Below are 18,670 nucleotides of genomic sequence, written 5' to 3' on the forward strand. Positions count from 1 at the left end.
GACATATCGTAACAATAAAATCTAAAATAGTATTACTGGAGCGCAGAGCGAGGGGCGGGAGCATCATGTCATCTTCTTCAAGAGGATCAGGTCGGCAGACAGAGTTGCAGTCTCATGTTCTTGCCTCAGCAGCGACAGGGGCAGAGCTGTTTCTGAGCGAATCAGGGGGGGATGTTGAGCGCATTGCCGGGCGGGCGGGGCTGTCTCCCTCACAGTTTGCCCTGCCGACCGAACATCTCGACCTGGCGGGCTATTGCCGCCTTTTTACTGAAGCTGCGGTTGATACGCGTGACGGCAATATTGGCCTGCGTTTTGGCCAGCAGTTTATGCCGCGTCAGCTCGGGCTTGTGGGGTATGTCGCTCTTTGCTCTGCCACGGTTGAGGAGGCCGTGCGTAATCTGGCTGCCTGTTTTGGCTATCATCAGAGCCGCACTTTTACCGGGCTGGCTGAAACGGATGATGACTTTACCCTTGAATATATGATTACCGACCCTGCTATTCAGGATCGTCGCCAGGATGCTGAACTGACACTGGGGATGTTTTGTAATATTTTGCGGGCTGGTCTCGGGCCTGAGTGGCAGCCCCGGCTTGTGCGTTTTGCTCATGCGCAGCCTGAGCAGGCCACAGCACACCGGGATGCTTTTCAGGCTGATATTCGTTTTGGATGCGCAACTAATGCGCTGGTTTTTTCGAGCAAAGGTCTTTCGGCTCCCATGCCGGGAGCAGACCCGATATTGCTTGATGTGGTCCGTTCCTCCCTGCAGGCACTGGGGCGGGCAGAGGCTGCGGCGCAAATTGCACAACCCGCAGACAGTAAGCTCTCTCTTAAAGAGCAGGTGATGCAGCATTTGCAGGGGCTGCTGCCCCATGGTGCGTTTGAACTGAATGAGGTGGCACAGAGCATGTCTCTGCCTGCCTGGACCCTGCAGCGCAGGCTCTCCCAGTTTGATCTGTCTTATTCAGCCCTGCTGGAGGAAACCCGGCAGAGAGCGGCCCTGCATCTGCTGAGCCTGCCCCATGTTGATGTGAGTGAGATCGCTGCCCGCCTTGGTTATGCTGAAACAAGTGCTTTCAGCCGCGCATTCAGGCGGTGGTTTGGTGTTTCACCCCGTGCCTGGCGGCAAAGCAACGGGGGCTAAGGGTCAGACTGTCACAAGCGGGGCATCAAGGCGCGTTGAGTGCAGCAGGTCAGTAAAGCGCTGCACAGTGGGGGTGCGCCAGTCTTTGACAACTGTAAGGCCCAGCGCGCGTGGCATCGTGAGTGCCGCAATGGGCAGCTCTTTGAGTTGTGGCTCCTGCACCTGGCGGGCCAGCATATGACGCGAGATAAAACAGAGCATGTCACTATGAGCAATCATCGGCAGTAGCAGAGGGGTGGCATTGACCTCTATCTGAGCCTGCGGAGGGGGCAGTTTATGGTGCCTGAACTGTGCATCAAGCCATAAGCGGCTGGCAACCTCACGCACGGGCAACACCCAGTGCGCCTGTGCGACATCTTCAGGGCTTACATCAGGTTTTTTAAAAAGCGGGTGGCGGCTGCTGGCTGCAACAACGACTGTATCCTCTAACAGCGGGTATGCTGTGAAAAGTGCATCATCTGGTGTGACCAGGCCCAGAATAGCGTCGATATCACCCTGCTGCAGTTTTTCGCGTAGTGTGTAGTTCATTCCGACCAGAATGGTCACTTTGACACCGGGCATATGTCGGGTGAGCAGGGCACAGACAGCAGGCAGAAATAACTCTGACATCACAGGGCCACAGCCAAGGCGCAGGGTGCCGGCATCGCCCGAGGCAAAGTCCTGTATGTCACGCAGGGCGTTAGCATTGATCACATTCAGGCGACGGGCCTGCTGCAACAGGGCTTCACCCACGGGGGTAAGGCGAATGCCGCGCCCTTCGCGTTCAAACAGCCTGGCGCCGATATTCTGCTCAAGCCGGGCAATACATTTGCTTACAGCTGGCTGGCTCAGGTTAAGCTGCTCGGCAGCTGCGCGCACATGGCCCAGCCCGGCAATGACTTCAAAATAGCGCAGATCGCGGGAATCAAGATGCATGTCTGATAACCAGAAGTTATTAATACCTGAAAATTATTGAATAGATATTTACGAAATGGGAAGCCTAATCTGCGATCAGTTTTTCGCCATATCGCAGATGCAGGAGAGCTGATCATGAGTTATATCGTTCCCGATGAGCAGTACAGCTGGCCGCCGGGCTGGCGTATTCTGCCTAATGGTGCGGCAATCGCAGCTGATGTGCTTGAGGCCTGGCGGGCTGTTCCCGTTGCAGTCGCGGGTGATTGTATGGGCCGCAGCATCGGGGCAACAGGGTTGCGGCCTTATCATCCTGATATTCATACGCCTGTCTGTGGCCGGGCTGTTACGGTGCGTACCCGCCCGGGTGATAACCTGATTATTCATAAAGCCCTGCTGATGGCAGAGCCGGGTGATGTGGTTGTGATTGATGCCGGGGGCTCAACCGAGCAGGCTATTGTGGGCGGGCTGATGCGCACAACAGCCCTGGCACGTAAACTGGGTGGCTTCGTGATTGATGGTGCCGTGCGCGACCTGGCTGAGTGGGATGAAGGGGGCATGGCCTGTTTTGCAAGAGGCCACACTCATCGCGGGCCAGCTAAAGATGGTCCGGGTGCTGTTAATATTCCCATCAGCTGTGGCGGGCTGGTTGTTATGCCGGGTGACCTGCTGCTGGCTGATGCTGATGGTATTATTGCCATTCCTGTCGCTGAGCTGCCCTCTCTGATGCCAAAAGTACAGGCGCACCTCGTGAAAGAGGAAAATATCCGCCAGACGAACGCACGCGAAAAGGGCGATTCAGAACGTATTGATACGTTGCTGCGCAGCAAAGGGGTAATGGTTTAGCCCCCTGACTTTTTTCTGTCTCCTTCAATGAAAAAGAATACAATGAATAAACATTCTTTGAGAGACACAGGTTTTTCATCTCCGCCTTTGTCATTATGGCAAAGGGTGGCGGCATTTCGGATCTCATTAATGCCGCTGCCTGTTTTTCTGATAGCTGCTGTCTGCGTCATCATTCTGGTGGTGCAGGGCAGGGTCAGCTCTGATTTATGTATTATGTCTGTTGTGCTGGCTGTGTGTTCATACCCGCTGGCCGAAATCGGGCACCGCATACCGGGTTTTCGTTCGGTGGGCGGGGCTGTTATCCTGAACACATTTCTGCCGTCAGCTCTCGTATTTTACGGGCTGCTGCCACACCCGCTTGAGAGCGCGATTACAGCCTTTTATAAACAGAGTAATTTTCTCTATCTTTTTGTAACAGCTGTAGTTGTCGGCAGCATTTTTTCGATGAACCGAAAAACTCTTCTTGCCAATATCATCAAGGTATTAAACCCTCTTGCTGTGGCCTCCCTTGTGGCTTTTGGTGTGGGCATGGCTGTTGGCCTGCTGTGCGGGCTTGATGCAAAATATATTCTGTTTTTTATTCTTGTGCCGGTTATGGCCGGTGGTGTGGGCGAGGGGGCAGTGCCTCTTGCTACCGGCTATGCGGCGATAACGCATCAGTCAGAGGCGTCTCTCATCGGCGGGCTGCTGCCTATTGTGGCTATGGCGAATATCTGCGCCATTGTCATTGCAGGCGGCCTGCACACTCTTGGGGTGCGTAAACCCGTGCTGACAGGCAACGGCAACCTGCTGATTATGGACGCAGAGAATGATGAGGCTGACCCGCAGGTTCATCTCCCCCTTATTTCTGACCCGGGGCGCGTGGCGACATCAGGCCTGGCTTTGATTACGCTTTATGGCGTGTCGTCTGTTATTGAGCATGTTATTTCATTTCCTGCACCGCTTATCATGCTCTTTCTCGCCATTATGCTGAAAACAGGTCATCTGATCCCGGTGAGTATGGAAGAGGGCGCCCGCTGGATTTACCGGTTTTTTGCCACGTCGTGCACCTATCCGCTCATGTTTTGTATTGGTGTTGTGCTAACTCCCTGGCAGCCGCTGGTTGCGGCTTTTTCACCGGCTATTTGCATAACAGTGGCATGCACCGTGGCGGCGCTGGCCGGCACCGGTTTTATAATGGCCCGGTTTTTACGCATGTATCCGGTTGAGGCCGCGATGATCATGGTCTGCCATGCCAGCTCAGGCGGCGCGGGCGATGTGGCGATACTCAGCGCGGGGGAGCGCCTTTCGCTCATGGCGAGTGCTCAGGTTGCCACTAAGATTGGTGGTTTTGTGACCGTAACACTTGCTTTGCTGGTCTATGCCTGGCTGCATCACTGAAAGATTGCGTAACACCCTGAATTTTTCATGAGTTTTCACTCAGTGTTGAAAGCCATGACATGACCCGGAGGAAGAGAGGCACACAATCCAGTCTGTTACAGCGGTTCATCCTGCTCTCTTCGCATATTAGTCGCGCCAGCGGCTGACCTGTCTGAGCGCCAGGGTGAGCAGGGCACGGGCACGCTCAGCATTGTCAGCCTCAACATACACCCGCAGCTCAGGTGCATTGCCTGATGGGCGCAGATGCACAATTTCGCCAGAGGCAAAAGTGAGCCTTACGCCATCCGTCAGGTTGATATCCTCCGGCATACCACAGGCCTTGCTGAGTGCACTGACGGTTTCATCCCGCTCTGGTGCGCTCAGCAGTGCTTGCAGGCGTGCTTTACTGGTGTCAGTTGGCATCTCTTTCAGGCGGTCACTGTCAGTGATGCGCGCGGGCAGGCTGGCAACAAGTGCTGACAGGCAGCGGCCAGGTATGCGCTGGCTGGCTACCAGAGCGCACAGCATGGGCAAAACAGAGTCACGCGTAGGCAGGGCTGTAATAGTGCGCCCGTTAAGGGTTACAGGGCTTGCCAGCAAAAAACCGCCATTGGCTTCGTAACCTACAGCCGGAGTGTGCCCGGCAGAGGCAGCCGCGTTCATCGCGTCAATGACATAGGGTGAACCAATGCGGGTACGTATGGCGTGGCTGGTGAGCTGACTGCGCTCAAGGGCTGTATTGCTGCTGACCGGGGTGGTGACGCTGCCTGCTTTTAAAAACTGAGCGGTTAACAGGCCAAGTGTATCGCCCCGCAGCCAGGTGCCGGTTTCGTCAGCCAGAAGCGGGCGGTCTGAGTCGCCGTCGGTCGTGAGGATAGCATCAAACGTACCGGCGCTGCTCCATTCGCGCGCCAGAATGACATCTTCGGGGCGGACAGCCTCAGTATCAACCGGAATAAAGGTTTCTGAACGCCCGAGGGGTGTAACCTCAGCCCCCAGTGTCTGCATAATCTGCATCAGCACATCACGCCCTACGGCAGAGTGATGATAAATGCCAAGTTTAAGGCCTTTCAGCGTGTCTGTGCCAAAAAAATCTGTATAGCGGGCGATAAATGGCGGGAGAATATCAGTGACGGGCGGGAAAGCGGGCGGGCTGATCAGTGCGCCATGTGTGTCAGTCAGCCCGTCAGGTAGTGTAACATCCTGAGAGAGCATGCCCTGCTCGTCAGTTTTAAGAAACTCCCCGCAGGCCCGGTTGAATTTAATACCGTTACGGTCATCGGGAATGTGGCTGCCGGTGATCATGAGTGAGGGCATGTTTCGGGCATAGGCAAAAGAACATAAAGCAGGTGATGGTACAGCCCCGCAAAAAACGACCTTGCCTCCCATATCCTCAATAGCGGCAATGCAGGCTTTCATAATATGAGGGGTGCTTGGGCGCAGGTCCCCTGCAACAGCAACGGGGCTGCCGGGTTTAAACTCCCCCTGCGTTGCCAGATAGAGAAGGTAGCCTTTTGTGCATATATAGCACAGCTCATCTGTCAGAGCACTGACCAGCCCGCGTACACCACTGGTACCAAAAGCAACGGCTGACTGTTTCATCCATGCAGCAATGTTCATTGTGTCGTGGGCCTTTTGTGCTTTGTTCATCTGTTGTTTTTAAACAACAGAGAGGAGATACCCTTCTTTTAAAATGATGTCACACGTAAAGCGCATGGTTTACTCTTGACTTCATGCAATATAAGAGTGAATTATAAAATTAAAATTCATTAATAATTTTACAGGTAATATATTTAAAAGTATGATTTAACAGATTATTTTTAATGTATTTTACGTAATAATATATACTGTATGCCGGTTTTTCTCCGAACCGCCGGCCGGGGCACGCAGCGCACTGAACGATAGTATCAGGTTTTTAAAAAGAGAATTTATTGCAATGAGTAAAAAGATTATTATCCTTGGTGCGCTTTCTGCCATGGCTGAGGCAACAGCCCTCCGTTATGCCCGTCAGGGGGCTGAGTTTGTGCTTGTGGCCCGCAACGGCCTGCGGGCTGAGCAGCTGGCCCAGCAGCTCGAAGCCGCCGGTGCAGTGCGGTGCACGACACGTGTCACTGACGATGCCTGTGAGCAGGGGGCTGATTTTTCTTTCGGCAGGATGGTGGCTGACCTTGGCGGGCATGTTGACCTTGTTTTCGTGTTTTATGGTTTTCTGAGCCATCAGAGCAACGTAAAACAGCGTATGGCCGGGCCTGTTATTGTTCGTTCAAATTTTTCAGGTGCTGTTCAGTGGTGTCAGGCTGCGGCTGCGCAGCTTGAAAAACAGCGCAGTGGTGTGCTGGTTGCTGTGTGTTCTGTTGTTTCAGATCAGGTGCGTCATTCAAATGATGCCGGTGAGGCGGCTCATACCGGCCTCTCTCGTCTGATAGAAACATTATCACAGCGGTTACGCCCTTTTGGGGCGTCTGCGGTTGTGGCAAAACTTGACCTGCTTGATGGGCCGGTGATGTCCTCACATACTGACAATTATATGCTGTGGGCGACACCTGCCCGTGTGGCTGAGCAGCTGGTAATGATCGCTCAGGACCCGGTTGAGCCGATCGTCTATATTCCCTGCCTGTGGCGTAAAGTCACAGCGGTTGTACGCGACCTGCCTGCGCGTATTTTACATAAAGTCAGAGCGTAATATCCAGTCCGGTTAGCGGGGGGACTGCCAGGAGCGGTCGGCTCAGAAAGACAGCTCTTTTATCAGGGCAATCAGCACGGTTATGCCAAGGCCGGCGAGCGCTATTGTTGTAATCAGCTCCATGACCGGTCTTTCGGGGGTGTGCAGCGTTTCATCTCTGATTTCTTTACGTGTGCGACAAAAACGCCGGTAAGAGAGAAGGAATAACGCAATACCCAGTGTAACGAAGGTAATGCCCAGCACAGCAGTAGCCTGATGCGTATTGCCGCTTTCAGACAGGTTTTGTGCCACTGTCAGGCGCAGAAAAAGATTAAATTTGGCGAGCACTGCTCCAAAAGCAACCATGGCCAGAGCCGTGCGGACCCAGGCCAGAAACGTGCGCTCATTGGCGGCGTGGTCACTGTAACGGGGAATCATAGGATATCGTTATCCTTTATATATCTGGTGATAGACTAACATACTGTTTCATATAAATTATCTTTTTATTTAAGAACAGAATGGTAAGTTGACGAGAAAAAATAACCGTCAGTATATAGCAAACATTTTGTTATAAAGCAGAAGGCGACGGGGATGTCAGATAAAAAATTAGGTGTTATTGAGAAAGCGCTTGAGTGGGGTTACGAAAAAGCTGTGTCAGGTGGTGGCGTTTTAGGCACAGCTCAGGAGCTGGCTGATGAGTATCTTCATTCTAATGGTCATAATCTGAAAGAAGCAGCCAATAGTTTAATACGGTGGCAGAATACTAAAGCAGCAACCGGTGGTTTTGTTACAAATCTTGGTGGGCTGGTCACACTTCCTGCAGCTATTCCTGCCAATATGGCATCGAGTATGTACATACAATTACGTATGATCGCCGGTATTGCTCACATGGGCGGGCACAATGTACTTGATGACAGAGTGAAAACATTATGTTTTGTCTGTATGACAGGCAATAGTGCGTCCGAAGTGATGAAAACTGCCGGTGTGCAGATAGGTACTAAATTTACGGCATCAGCGATCCAGAAATATATAACCGGAGAGATGATTAAAACGATTAATAAAGCTGTTGGCTTCAGACTGATGACAAAAGCCGGCACAACAGGCGTTCTGAACTTAACTAAAATGGTGCCTTTAGTGGGTGGTGTTGTCGGTGGTGCATTTGATGGCGTAACGACAAATATTATAGGTAATACTGCCAGAAAGACATTTATTCCTGAAGGTTAATGTCGGATTTTTGAGGTAAAAAAATGGTTATGAGGCCCCGAAAGCCGTATTTGCTTGTGCAGTGTCAAAAGTGCACATGGCATGCGTTTTTTTATCAGAAAAGTGATTGTTTGGTTTATCCTCATGTGTGTCCTGTATGTGGTGACCAGGACCCGCAGCTGAGATTTATGAGCTTCTGGGAAAAGGTGCGTTTTTTATCCGGATGGCCCGGATGGCGCTGATAGCCAGTTAGTTATTCTCTGAGTGAGGGGTTGTCCCCCCACTCAGAGCGGTTCGCCTATGACAAGATGGTATGACAGCTTGTGTCTTATCCGGGGTATGACGGAGGGCATGAGAGCGCAAAATATCCGAAAAGACGGGTGGGGCAGAGCGTGAGGTATACCGCATCTTCTGTCAGTCAGTTTTATCAGCGTCTGGCTGGTTTTACCCGGCAGCTTATGGCTCAGGATGGCAGGCCGCGTCGTCTTGATCATTTTCGCTGGCTTTATGCCCCCGATTTTTTATCGTTTGGTTATGCAGTGCGCACAACGATTTCCTCGCTTATTGCGCTGGGTATCGCATTGTGGTGGGAGCTTGGCAGCCCGCAGTGGGCAGCACTTACTGTGTGGATGATAGCTCAGGGTACGCGTGGTAAATCGATCGCCAAAGCGCGCTGGCATATGTTCGGCATGGTTGTGGGCACGATCTGCGCTGTGACACTGGTGGCCTGCATGCCGCAGGCGCCGCTTTTATATGTATTGTTCCTGGCCGCAGGTATTGGCGGGTTTTGTTTTATCGGCACGCTGCTGCCTGGCCCTCCGACCATGACCAACTACCGTATACATGGCATGCGTGCCTCGGGTTTTACTTACGCGATTATCGCACTTGATGGTGCCGCGGCACCGCATCATATTTTTGATATCGCTATGGCACGTGCGACCTATATTACACTGGGTATCGTAGTTGAAACGGTTATATCATCGCTGTTTCAGTATCGTCTGGAAAACCGTGCGAAAAACAGGCTGGCAGCAAATTTTGTGCAGGCTTTTGGCGGCGCCACCCGCACGCTGATCAGCACCATAAAGGGTGACCGTCAGGCTGTTGTCTCTTCATCCGATGTCTTCGGGACTATCCTGACCCTGAGTGACCAGATCGAGTTTGCTGAAATTGAAATGGGTAAACACCATCATGAGGGTGATCATGCCAGGGCAGCACTCGCGGCCATGACGGTGCTGCTCTCACGGGGGATGGAACTGTTAGCCCTGCAAGGCACGGTGGCGGAGAAGGGGAGCGATTTTCAGCAGATTATTGAACAGACAGAGCGCTTTTTGCAGGTTTTACCTGACAGGTTACAGGCTGATATGTCTGCTGTTCCGGTGCTGGCTGAACTGGTGCAGCTTCAGGGGCTTTGCCGCTCAATGGCCGCACTCTGCCTTGAGGCTGAAATGACGGCCGCAGTTCGCCCCCCTGTTGATATGCAGCGTGAAGGGATTATCGCCGGGCAGGGGCAGCTTTTACACAAGCTTAATGAGGTGCTGAACGAACTGCGGCTTACGCTTGAGCAGTTTGAGATGAGCCGTAACCCTCAGCCGCACGACACGTTTCATTATGGTATGCATAGCTACCGTGACTGGCCGGTGGCGATTACGAACAGTTTGCGGGCTTCGGTTACTATCTTTTTCGCCGGGCTGATATGGATCACAACCGCCTGGCCTGATGGTCTTACATTTCTGATGTTTGTTTCCATTGTCTGTTCGTTATTCTCCACACTTGAGCAGCCTGCTCTGGCGACACGGGCCTTTCTCCATGGCACATTATGTTCAGTACTTGCCTGTGGCGTGCTTGATTTGTGGGTGATGTCACACCCCACGACATACGAGATGCTGGCTATGTGTCTGGCTGTACCTATGCTGCTGGGGGGGCTGGCTTTTGCGTCTCCTGCTCTGGTGCTGGGGGCGGTGGCCTATAATCTGTTTCTGCCTATTCTGGTCGGCCCGATGAACCAGGGGCGGATGGATGAGCTGCTTTATTTTAACACGGCGTTGCCGCTCGTTTTATCAATGACATATGTCATGTGGATGTATCGCGTTTTCCTGCCGGTTGATCCTGATGGTTTGCGCTGGGATATGCGTGCGGGCATTTTACGTCTGATGCGGCGCCTGGCGACCTGGAGCAATCCTCCGTCACCAGCCGAGGTGATTGGCCGGGGGATTGAGAATTTTGTTTCTCTTTCTTCTATATCAGGGGATAAGAAATCTCTTGTTTTGCAAAGCTATATCAGCGGCGTGTTATCAGCCATTACGATCGGGCTTAATATTCTGAGCCTGCGGGCCATTATGTCACGGCATGTCCTGTCATCAGAGGCCGAGCGGGCGGTGGAGCTTCTGCTGCGTCGTATGCAGCATTTCTCAGGGCGATATGGCCGTCAGTACGGGCGCACAGCCCGGGCGGCGCATCTGGCTGCCCTGCGTCTTCAGCGCTGTGAACGTATGGAGATGAATTTGTCGGTGCGTGAGGAGATGCTGCGTGCGCTGGCAAGCCTGCAGGTGATAGAAGCTGAACTTACGCATAATAAGGAATTTTTTGATGCCTCATCCCCCTATATGGCCCAGCGACTGCTATAATAAACCACAGGAGGATCAGAGGGTGTGTTCAGACTGGCAGGGCGCGCCCGCGCCTGAGCGTAAAAGGCTGGAGGGCACGTTTACGGCACTCGTGCCCCTGGATGCTGCACAGCATACACAGACATTATTCGAGGCGGCGACAGCCCCTGGAGCAGAGGCACGCTTCAGGTATCTTTTTGACGAGGTGCCTGCAAACCCTGCGGCACAACACGCCTGGACAGAGAAAGCCGCTGCCGGTCAGGACCCGTTATTTTTTGCGGTTATTGATAAAGTGACCGGGCGGGCCGAGGGGCGACAGGCTCTGATGCGCACCAGCACAGCCCATGGTGTAACAGAAATTGGCAGTATTTTATGGGGGCCGGCCATAGCCCGCACGCGTGTTGCAACAGAAGCACTCTTCCTTATGGCGGATTATGTTTTTGCTCTGGGCTACAGGCGGCTTGAGTGGAAGTGTGATAACGCAAATGAACCCTCAAAGCGTGCAGCAGAGCGTTTTGGTTTCAGGTTTGAGGGGCTTTTTCGCCAGCACATGGTTGTAAAAGGCCATAACCGTGACACCGCCTGGTTTGCGATAACTGACCAGGAATGGCCCCGCCTGCGTGCAGGTTATAAACGCTGGCTTGCCGCAGATAATTTCGGGGCTGACGGGCAGCAGCATAGCAGACTGAGCTTTGTTTAATATTCTGCCTGATTATTGAAAAAGATAGTCGTGCAGAAGTCGGTCTGCTAGTATCCGCCTGGCTCAGGGCAGCATTAATGGCCCGTTTCTTCTGTAATAAAGGGTCTTTTTTAATGGTTAATGCTTTATCGTCTGAGCCTGTGCCAGATGTTGAAAATAAAAAGCGCGTCACGCAGCGCATTGCTGAGCGTGTACTTTTTTCGATGAGTGCCTGGGCTGCGCTGGGCGTCGGTGTGTTGCTGGCGCTTCCGGCTCTGTTTTGTATCACGCATTCTGATCCCGATCTCCCTGGTGCCGGCGCGGTGGCAGGGCCTGCTGTGGGTGCGACCCTGCTGATATTTGCTTTACTCGTCCTTAAGGGGCTGGTTGTGCTGCAACCGAATCAGGCCGTTGTGTGTCTGTTTCTGGGGGCTTATCGTGGCACTCTGGCGCGCCCGGGTTTCTGGTGGATAAACCCGTTTTATTCTCGTGAAAAAGTCTCTTTACGACTGAAAACGGAAGAAAGCGGCCCCCTGAAGGTCAATGATGCTGTGGGCAACCCGGTCGAGATCGGGGCTGTTATTATCTGGCGCGTGTCAGAGGCTGCCTGTGCATTGCTCGAGGTTGATGATTATCAGGACTATGTTGCCGCACAAAGTGAAACAACGCTGCGGGTGCTGGCAAGCCAGTATCCTTACGATCCGACCGAACAGCCTGATGCCACAGGCCACCCGCCTGAGCACCCCATTCACTCTGGCCTGACACTGCGTGACGGCAGCGATGCCCTGGCCGGCCTGTTGCTTAACGAGTTACAGCAGCGCATGGTTTCTGTGGGGATAGAGATTGTTGAAGCGCGCATTTCTCACCTTGCCTATGCTCCTGAAATTGCCGGGGCAATGTTGCGTAAGCAGGCTGCCAGTGCGGTTATTTCTGCCCGGCGTATCATTACCGAAGGGGCAGTTGCTATTATTGATGATGCGCTGAACAGCCTTGAAAAGCGTATGGGCGCGCCGCTTCCACCCGAGCAGCGTGCTGCAATGATTTCAAATCTGCTGGTCGTGCTGATTGGCGACCGTGAGGCCACGCCGACGGTTAATGCCGGTATGTAACAGGGGCCGCTGCACAATACGCCTTAACTGCAGGCTAAGGCGTATCAGGTGCAGGTGTTAAAAAATATAGACGAGCAGTGAGGTCGCTGCACCGCACAGCAGCGCAAGGATAATGCTGCACTTTAGTGTGAAACCGAGCAGCTTTCCTTCCTGGCCGGTCAGGCCCACAGCGGCAGAGGCCACAGCAATGGACTGTGGTGAGATCATTTTGCCGACTGCACCGCCAACCGTATTCGCTGCGATGAGAATATCTGCTGTTACCCCGATCTGTCGCCCGGTTGCAGCCTGAAGCCCGCCAAACAGGGCGTTTGATGAGGTGTCAGACCCGGTGAGGAAAACACCAAGCCAGCCCAGCACAGGTGAGAAAAAGGTAAAGGCACGGCCTGAGCGGGCCATAACCAGAGCCAGCGTAGTTGAAAGGCCTGAGTAATTGGCCAGAAACGCAAAGGTCAGCACCATGCCAATGGCATAAATAGAGATTTTGAGGCTGCTGATTGTTTCAAAAAATGTCTCGGCGGCAACGGCTGGCTTCATTCTCAGCACAAACACTGAAATGATGGCGGAAAGAATAATGGCCGTACCAACACATGAGATAAAATCGAGGTGAAAAACGGCGTGATATGGTGTTGGCATATCTGTCAGCGGCGGGCTTTTGAGCACCTTGTCGTGCAAACCGGGGAAGTTAAAAGTCAGTGTTGTCCAGTTCAGCGGGCCACCGGCAGCAAACAGACGTTTAACAGGTTTAAGGCTCCACAGGGCGACACAGAAAGTCAGAATAACAAAAGGAGACCATGCTCGGGCAATTTCAGCCATGCTGCAGGCACGTGCCGTGACCGCCGGAGTGACGGCCTGTGTGTCGTTTTTAAATTTGAAGATATGCTTTGGCTGCCAGAAGCGCAGAAAAAACGGCAGAATAATCAGTGTGCCCAGGGGGGCGATAATATCGGGCAGCTCAGGGCCGATGAACACGGCTGTCCCACCCAGAAGGAGGGCGAAGGAGGCGCCGGCAACAAAAATAGCCGGCCAGATTTCACGCAGACCGCGCAGGCCGTCAGACATAGCCACCAGCCAGATCGGGATGATAAAAGCAATGACCATTTGCAGGTAGCCAACATGAGCACTGACAGCGTCAGGTGCCGCGCCAATAACCTGTGCCCCTACAATGACCGGAATGCCCATAGCCCCAAAGGCACCGGCCGCAGCATTAGCAATCAGACACAGCCCGCCGGCAGTGATGGCAGGCACACCTAAGCCCACCAGAAGGGCGGTGGTAATGGCCACAGGTGCGCCAAAGCCAGCGGCTCCCTCCAGAAAGCCACCAAAACTATAGGCAACAAGAAGAACCTGAATACGGTGATCTTCTGATACAGAGGAGATCGAATGGCGGATAATGTCGAAATGCCCGGTTTTGACCGAGATTTTATATAAAAATACAGCGCCTATGATGATCCATGAAATAGGCCACAGCCCGTAGGAAAAACCATAAAGCCCGGCACTGACAGCAGTCAGGGCAGGCATTTTATAAAACAGAATGGCAATGGCCAGGGTGATACCTACTGTAATGGTGCAGGCAATGTGCCCTTTGAGTTTGAGAACCAGAAGAGCAAAAAAGAAAAAGAGAATGGGCGTGAGTGCGACCAGGCCCGAAAGCCAGATATTGCCGACGGGATCGTAGATCTGTTGCCAGGTCATGAGTAAATTTTCCCCAGTGCTCCCGTTTGTACAACGGTGTTTTTGTTGGTTTTATTTTTCTTCGGGGTGTGCCTGATGTGCAGGCTGAAGAAACGCTTATTATGACTGTAGGCTGACTTTATACCAGCGAAAAATGACAGTTGTGTGAGGCAGAACTCTTCAGTTTATATAAGGTAATCAGATACTAAGGGCAGGTTTTATCTGGCGGGGAATTTTCGAAAACTCAGTAATTATTTTCTATTCGAAATAAAAAGCCGGATGCAGGCAGGTGTTTCTGTTGAAAAACAGGTATCTTATTGAAAAACATATTAAAGTTAATAATTATGCAGGAAAATATATAAAATGTATGGTTGATACATTTATATAGATAATACCAGAAGTTGAAAAAATATTCATTTTTCGGGTTGTGGGGATTTTGCTTGTTATGCTAGAGCCCCTGAACACTTAAGAGCTTTAAATTTTTATGCAGATAAAATAAGATAAAATTCCAGGTTTTATTTATTAAATAGTGAACTGTATTTAAATAAAAATATAAATAACTTTTTAAGGATAAAAACAGTCTGTTATGAAAAACATATTAAAATTATGTGGAGTCAGTTTTTTATTTTTATTCTTATGTTTTGGTTATTTCAATAAATCTGACACGATCAGAGCAGACAGCACTGCGGCTCTGACCCACTCTTATGTGTCTGTTGTTCAGGGTGAAGTTTTTTTTGCTGTGGGTCATTTCTATGAAAATGGCGCAGATGATATGCCAGGAAATTATACATCTGCCTTTTACTATTATGAAAAAGGTGCCAGCGCCGGCAATGTCAGGGCCATGGTGCATCTGGCGACTCTTTGCCGGCAGGGGCATGGTGTTGTGCGCAGCTATGAGAACGCGTTTAAGTGGTATCACAAGGCAGCTGTTGCCGGTAATTCTGAGGCTATGCTGTATACCGGCATATTTTATGCTGAAGGCAAAGGTGTTCAGCAGGATGAGAGAAAAGCCTTTCAGTGGTACGAAAAAGGCGCTCTTGCCGGTAATGTTCAGGCGATGAATAATCTTGGGGTTTTATATAAAACCGGTAAAGGCGTCGCGCAGAATTATGCCATGGCGTTTGAGTGGTATCACAAGGCATTCCGGGCGGGTGATCATAAAGCGCCGGCCAGAAATATCGGTGTTTTATATGAGGGTGGTCTTGGTGTGCCTCAAAGCTACACAAAGGCGCTCGATTATTATCAGCAGGCCGGTCAGGCCGGTGATACAGACGGTATAGTGAACGCTGCCAGGCTGTATCAGTATGGTCATGGCGCGGCAAAAAGCTGTGAAAAAGCCCTTCAGCTCTATCATCAGGCAGCAGACGAGGGGAATGACAGCGCGATGAATAGTCTGGGCGTGCTGTATGAAACCGGTAACTGTGGTGTGCAGCAGGACTATGGCGAAGCGCACGAGCTGTACGAGCAGGCTGCTGAAAAGGGTAATGTCAGTGCGATAACCAATCTTGGCAGGCTGTATGATAGTGGCCAGGGCGTCACGCAGGATTATGTCAGGGCGCGCGAGCTTTATCAGCAGGGCGCACAGGCAGGCAGCAGCTCAGCCATGACTTCTCTTGGTGTTTTATACGAAAAAGGCCACGGCGTTGTTCAGAATTACGGTATGGCCCGCGAATGGTATGAAAAAGCAGCTTCTGCAGGCAATAGCGATGCCATGTGTCGTATAGCCGCGCTTTATGAACATGGTTATGGTGTTGCCGAGGATAAGCAGAAAGCACAGTTCTGGTATGAAAAAACCAGCGTTACGTGTCATGCTGACTGAAATATGATAGTTGCCAAAAAATAAACACAAAGACATTCTTTTTTTGTTTGCTTTTGATTTTCACAGCAGTAACGCAGTTAACTGCACTGCATTTCTGATGGGTGTAAAGATTATTATGACAGCACTGCGTTCTTTATCCGGCTCTTTTGCTTTTCTTTCACTGTCGCTGATAGTGCCTCTTACTCCGGTGCGGGCGCTGGCTGCGCCTGCCAGGGCTCATCCGCCGGTGGTGGCAGCCAAAAAAGCGCCCGGACCATCAACATTCAGTGCTGACAGCGCTGAGAAAATGACCGACCTCGGTGCGCTGTATCAAACAGGGCGAGGCGTGCCACTTGATTATAACCGGGCATTTGAGTGGTATGAAAAAGCGGCTGCTGCAGGCGGGGCAACCGCTATGCTTGACCTGGGTGCGCTTTATGAGCAGGGGCATGGTGTGCCGCAGGATTATGAAAAAGCGCATGAATGGTATGAAAAAGCAGCTGATGCAGGCAATGCGGTCGCGATGTCACGCCTGGCAACGCTGTATGAAAATGGAAGGGGTGTCTCTGTTAACCGCAAAAAAGCAGCAAAATGGCAGAAACGCTCTGAGCAGGCAGTGAAAACTCAGGGGCTTGTTGATATTGCTACAGCTTACTGCAACGGTCAGGGCGGTACGCATGATTATAAAAAAGGCCTGCACCTGTATGAAATGGCCGCCGAAAACGGCAATATCCGCGCCATGTTCAGCACAGCCGAGATGTATGAGCTGGGGCTGGGCACACCAGTCAATAAAGAGAAAGCGCTGACCTGGTATAAAAAGGCCGCTGAGGCAGGCAGCCCTGATGGTATGTTTAACGCTGGCCGCCTGTATAATGATGCCTCAGGTGACGACCAGGACTATACCAGAGCGTTAGGGCTGTACGAGCAGGCAGCGCGGGCAGGTAACTCTGATGCGATGTGCCGCATAGGCCAGTTATATGCTTACGGGCAGGGTGTGCCTGAAAATAAAGGTCAGGCGCAGGAGTGGTATAAAAAAGCAGGTGATACCTGCCATCCTTCATAACAGCCGGGTAATGGCTGTTATTTTACATCAGCTTTAAGTGCAGGCATGGCTGCGTCATACTGAAACAGGCATGACGTGGCCTGTGACAGGCTGAGTATGGCTGAGCGGGCGTCCTGCACGGGTATGACCAGGCTGCTCAGTGCAAAAACAACACCAGCAGTAATAACGCCAGAAAATAGTGTTTTATTCAGCATGGAACCATTCTCCTTGCTACAATGGTGCGAAATCTGCGAAACATATTACACTCTAAATAGTGTGAATTATAATTTTTACAACACGAAAAAAATACATTTTGCATATTTTTATATGAATATGTGTTTATTTCATTTTAAATAACGATATTAAATAGTTATTTATTGCGCTGTTTATGCAGGGGCAGAGCGGGTTTTCCGGGTATTAAATCAGCTGGTTATAGTATATTACTAATTTTTAATCTTACGCCATCTAAACGAGAAAATATGAAATACCTGTTCTGTGGCTTCCTTACTCTGTTATGCGCCAGTGCGATGCAGATGATGTTTTTAATCTATTATATACAGTTCAGGGGTTTTTTATCTCATTCTGCCTGGCTTGTTGCGTTACCGGTTCTTTATTCAGTCAGCTTTGGTTTTTCTTCTTATGTTTCAGGCGTATTAAGTGATAAATATGGGGCGGCCCGTGTTCTGGTTGCAGGTTCATTTTTGTCTGCCTCAGCACTGTTTGCGCTGCCTTCCTGTACAGATTCCTTGTGGTTTCTTCTCGTCGCGGGGGTGTGGCTTGCTGCCGCACAGGCGAGTGCCACTTACGTTCCTCTTTTTGTTCTGACGGGCCAGTCTTTGCCGCGGCAGAGAGCGGGTCTGAGTTATGCTCTGATGGTGAGTGCTATGGGGGGCGGGTATATTGCTTTTGTTCAGCTATGGGAGAAGCTTGAGAAAACACTCTCCTGGCAGAGTGCAGCGTATTTTTGTGGTCTGCTGTTTTGTATTCTGGGTTGTTTTCTCTGTTATATGTTGCGGGCGCAGCTGGCCAGAGTAGCTGATACAGCAATGCGCTCCAGGCCATTAAAGCAGGCTTTTTTTAATACTCAGATTGTAACTTTTATCAGAACGCGTGCCTTTCTGGTACTGGCGTCAGCTATGCTGTGTACTGGTTTGATTTTATCATTCCATGATTCTTTATTAATACATTTTATACGAGAGACGGAGGCTGGGAATAATTCTTATTTATTTGTTATCTGCCTTGGTGTTGTAGAAATGGTCTCTGTTTGTCTTTTCGGTGTTCTGAGTAAATATATATCACCATTTTTTTTGCTTGGTGTGTTTTTTATCTTAAAATTAATAACGATGACTTCAGGATTTTATGTGCCTGCAGAATTAAATTTTACAATCATGATGATTTTTTATGCTGCATTTCTGAGCTGCATTGTTTTGAGTGCCTGTATTTGTTTCCGTTTTCCTGCTGATTTTTCATGTATGGGTGCGGTTTTTGGTCTGCTCTTTTGTATTCATGAGCTTGGCAGAAGTGCTATGCCGGTTTTCGATTATATTTTTGATTTCCAGAACAGTATTGGGTTCCTGGTCTATATGGTAGTGGTCTGTTCTGCACCATTACTGATCGCATTACTCTGTTTTATAACCCGGCTCCCGCGTGAAACGAAGCCGGGCTGAT

Annotated in this window: 16 protein-coding genes; 11 read left to right on the top strand and 5 right to left on the bottom strand. The window is 51.0% G+C overall.

Translation table 11 applies throughout. From position 1 onward, the window contains the following. Positions 1 to 65 precede the first annotated feature (65 nt). Positions 66 to 1,139, top strand: coding sequence for an AraC family transcriptional regulator (locus HK25_RS07080; protein ID WP_086553599.1), 1,074 nt, complete (start codon positions 66 to 68; stop codon positions 1,137 to 1,139). A 3-nt stretch (positions 1,140 to 1,142) separates the two neighbouring features. Here the strand turns inward: HK25_RS07080 and HK25_RS07085 are convergent, their stop codons facing one another. Beyond that, positions 1,143 to 2,054, bottom strand: coding sequence for a LysR family transcriptional regulator (locus HK25_RS07085; protein WP_086635778.1), 912 nt, complete (start codon positions 2,052 to 2,054; stop codon positions 1,143 to 1,145). A 114-nt stretch (positions 2,055 to 2,168) separates the two neighbouring features. Here HK25_RS07085 and HK25_RS07090 point away from each other — a divergent pair, with 114 nt between their 5' ends. Next, complete coding sequence (locus HK25_RS07090; RefSeq protein WP_086635779.1) at positions 2,169 to 2,876, top strand: RraA family protein; 708 nt, start codon at positions 2,169 to 2,171, stop codon at positions 2,874 to 2,876. A gap of 129 nt (positions 2,877 to 3,005) precedes the next feature. Beyond that, on the top strand, positions 3,006 to 4,256 hold the full coding sequence (locus HK25_RS07095; protein ID WP_158092930.1) for a 2-hydroxycarboxylate transporter family protein: 1,251 nt from the start codon (positions 3,006 to 3,008) through the stop codon (positions 4,254 to 4,256). A 126-nt stretch (positions 4,257 to 4,382) separates the two neighbouring features. On the opposite strand, the gene HK25_RS07100 is transcribed toward HK25_RS07095, so the two are convergent. After that, positions 4,383 to 5,837, bottom strand: a complete 1,455-nt coding sequence (locus HK25_RS07100) for a phosphomannomutase (protein WP_198945962.1) — start codon at positions 5,835 to 5,837, stop codon at positions 4,383 to 4,385. Positions 5,838 to 6,171: 334 nt separating this feature from the next. Here HK25_RS07100 and HK25_RS07105 point away from each other — a divergent pair, with 334 nt between their 5' ends. After that, positions 6,172 to 6,918 (top strand): SDR family NAD(P)-dependent oxidoreductase, encoded by a 747-nt coding sequence (locus HK25_RS07105; RefSeq protein WP_086635782.1) that lies wholly within the window; start codon positions 6,172 to 6,174, stop codon positions 6,916 to 6,918. 42 nt (positions 6,919 to 6,960) lie between these two features. Here HK25_RS07105 and HK25_RS07110 read toward each other — a convergent pair whose 3' ends face one another. Continuing rightward, positions 6,961 to 7,335 carry a YidH family protein gene (locus HK25_RS07110; RefSeq protein ID WP_086553592.1) on the bottom strand — a complete coding sequence of 125 codons (375 nt, stop codon included), beginning with the start codon at positions 7,333 to 7,335 and terminating at the stop codon, positions 6,961 to 6,963. Positions 7,336 to 7,488: 153 nt separating this feature from the next. Between HK25_RS07110 and HK25_RS07115 the strand changes: the two genes are divergently transcribed. The 4 genes from HK25_RS07115 to HK25_RS07130 all read left to right on the top strand — a co-directional run bounded on the left by HK25_RS07115 (position 7,489) and on the right by HK25_RS07130 (position 12,491). Next, positions 7,489 to 8,121 (top strand): EcsC family protein, encoded by a 633-nt coding sequence (locus tag HK25_RS07115; protein WP_086635783.1) that lies wholly within the window; start codon positions 7,489 to 7,491, stop codon positions 8,119 to 8,121. Between the two features lie 437 nt (positions 8,122 to 8,558). Next, positions 8,559 to 10,724, top strand: a complete 2,166-nt coding sequence (locus HK25_RS07120; RefSeq protein WP_086635804.1) for an FUSC family protein — start codon at positions 8,559 to 8,561, stop codon at positions 10,722 to 10,724. A 22-nt stretch (positions 10,725 to 10,746) separates the two neighbouring features. Further along, entirely contained in the window at positions 10,747 to 11,403 is a 657-nt protein-coding gene (locus HK25_RS07125) for a GNAT family N-acetyltransferase (protein WP_233127738.1), read from the top strand. A 113-nt stretch (positions 11,404 to 11,516) separates the two neighbouring features. Further along, positions 11,517 to 12,491: an SPFH domain-containing protein gene (locus HK25_RS07130; RefSeq protein WP_158092931.1), complete on the top strand. Its 975-nt coding sequence runs from the start codon at positions 11,517 to 11,519 to the stop codon at positions 12,489 to 12,491. Positions 12,492 to 12,548: 57 nt separating this feature from the next. Here HK25_RS07130 and HK25_RS07135 read toward each other — a convergent pair whose 3' ends face one another. Beyond that, positions 12,549 to 14,183, bottom strand: coding sequence for a lactate permease LctP family transporter (locus HK25_RS07135; RefSeq protein ID WP_086635785.1), 1,635 nt, complete (start codon positions 14,181 to 14,183; stop codon positions 12,549 to 12,551). Positions 14,184 to 14,748: 565 nt separating this feature from the next. Between HK25_RS07135 and HK25_RS07140 the strand changes: the two genes are divergently transcribed. Together HK25_RS07140 and HK25_RS07145 are read left to right on the top strand one after the other, a co-directional pair. After that, positions 14,749 to 15,981 carry a tetratricopeptide repeat protein gene (locus tag HK25_RS07140; RefSeq protein WP_086635786.1) on the top strand — a complete coding sequence of 411 codons (1,233 nt, stop codon included), beginning with the start codon at positions 14,749 to 14,751 and terminating at the stop codon, positions 15,979 to 15,981. 115 nt (positions 15,982 to 16,096) lie between these two features. After that, a complete protein-coding gene (locus HK25_RS07145; RefSeq protein WP_158092932.1) occupies positions 16,097 to 17,023 on the top strand; it encodes a tetratricopeptide repeat protein in 927 nt (308 codons plus the stop codon). A gap of 17 nt (positions 17,024 to 17,040) precedes the next feature. On the opposite strand, the gene HK25_RS12950 is transcribed toward HK25_RS07145, so the two are convergent. After that, positions 17,041 to 17,217 (bottom strand): hypothetical protein, encoded by a 177-nt coding sequence (locus HK25_RS12950; RefSeq protein WP_158092813.1) that lies wholly within the window; start codon positions 17,215 to 17,217, stop codon positions 17,041 to 17,043. A gap of 264 nt (positions 17,218 to 17,481) precedes the next feature. Here HK25_RS12950 and HK25_RS07150 point away from each other — a divergent pair, with 264 nt between their 5' ends. Next, on the top strand, positions 17,482 to 18,669 hold the full coding sequence (locus tag HK25_RS07150; RefSeq protein WP_086635788.1) for an MFS transporter: 1,188 nt from the start codon (positions 17,482 to 17,484) through the stop codon (positions 18,667 to 18,669). The last annotated feature ends 1 nt before the right edge of the window (position 18,670 follow it).

The sequence above is a fragment of the Acetobacter sp. DsW_059 genome (assembly GCF_002153695.1).
Lineage (GTDB): Bacteria > Pseudomonadota > Alphaproteobacteria > Acetobacterales > Acetobacteraceae > Acetobacter > Acetobacter thailandicus.

What these genes read in the sequence shown, in the direction of transcription:
- HK25_RS07080 (WP_086553599.1), top strand. Translation starts at nt 66, where the DNA reads ATGTCATCTTCTTCAAGAGGATCAGGTCGGCAGACAGAGTTGCAGTCT.
- HK25_RS07115 (WP_086635783.1), top strand. Translation starts at nt 7,489, where the DNA reads ATGTCAGATAAAAAATTAGGTGTTATTGAGAAAGCGCTTGAGTGGGGT.
- HK25_RS07100 (WP_198945962.1), bottom strand. Translation starts at nt 5,837, where the DNA reads ATGAAACAGTCAGCCGTTGCTTTTGGTACCAGTGGTGTACGCGGGCTG.
- HK25_RS07130 (WP_158092931.1), top strand. Translation starts at nt 11,517, where the DNA reads ATGGTTAATGCTTTATCGTCTGAGCCTGTGCCAGATGTTGAAAATAAA.
- HK25_RS07095 (WP_158092930.1), top strand. Translation starts at nt 3,006, where the DNA reads ATGCCGCTGCCTGTTTTTCTGATAGCTGCTGTCTGCGTCATCATTCTG.
- HK25_RS07120 (WP_086635804.1), top strand. Translation starts at nt 8,559, where the DNA reads ATGGCTCAGGATGGCAGGCCGCGTCGTCTTGATCATTTTCGCTGGCTT.
- HK25_RS07110 (WP_086553592.1), bottom strand. Translation starts at nt 7,335, where the DNA reads ATGATTCCCCGTTACAGTGACCACGCCGCCAATGAGCGCACGTTTCTG.
- HK25_RS07150 (WP_086635788.1), top strand. Translation starts at nt 17,482, where the DNA reads ATGAAATACCTGTTCTGTGGCTTCCTTACTCTGTTATGCGCCAGTGCG.
- HK25_RS07090 (WP_086635779.1), top strand. Translation starts at nt 2,169, where the DNA reads ATGAGTTATATCGTTCCCGATGAGCAGTACAGCTGGCCGCCGGGCTGG.
- HK25_RS07105 (WP_086635782.1), top strand. Translation starts at nt 6,172, where the DNA reads ATGAGTAAAAAGATTATTATCCTTGGTGCGCTTTCTGCCATGGCTGAG.
- HK25_RS12950 (WP_158092813.1), bottom strand. Translation starts at nt 17,217, where the DNA reads ATGCTGAATAAAACACTATTTTCTGGCGTTATTACTGCTGGTGTTGTT.
- HK25_RS07145 (WP_158092932.1), top strand. Translation starts at nt 16,097, where the DNA reads ATGACAGCACTGCGTTCTTTATCCGGCTCTTTTGCTTTTCTTTCACTG.
- HK25_RS07140 (WP_086635786.1), top strand. Translation starts at nt 14,749, where the DNA reads ATGAAAAACATATTAAAATTATGTGGAGTCAGTTTTTTATTTTTATTC.
- HK25_RS07135 (WP_086635785.1), bottom strand. Translation starts at nt 14,183, where the DNA reads ATGACCTGGCAACAGATCTACGATCCCGTCGGCAATATCTGGCTTTCG.
- HK25_RS07085 (WP_086635778.1), bottom strand. Translation starts at nt 2,054, where the DNA reads ATGCATCTTGATTCCCGCGATCTGCGCTATTTTGAAGTCATTGCCGGG.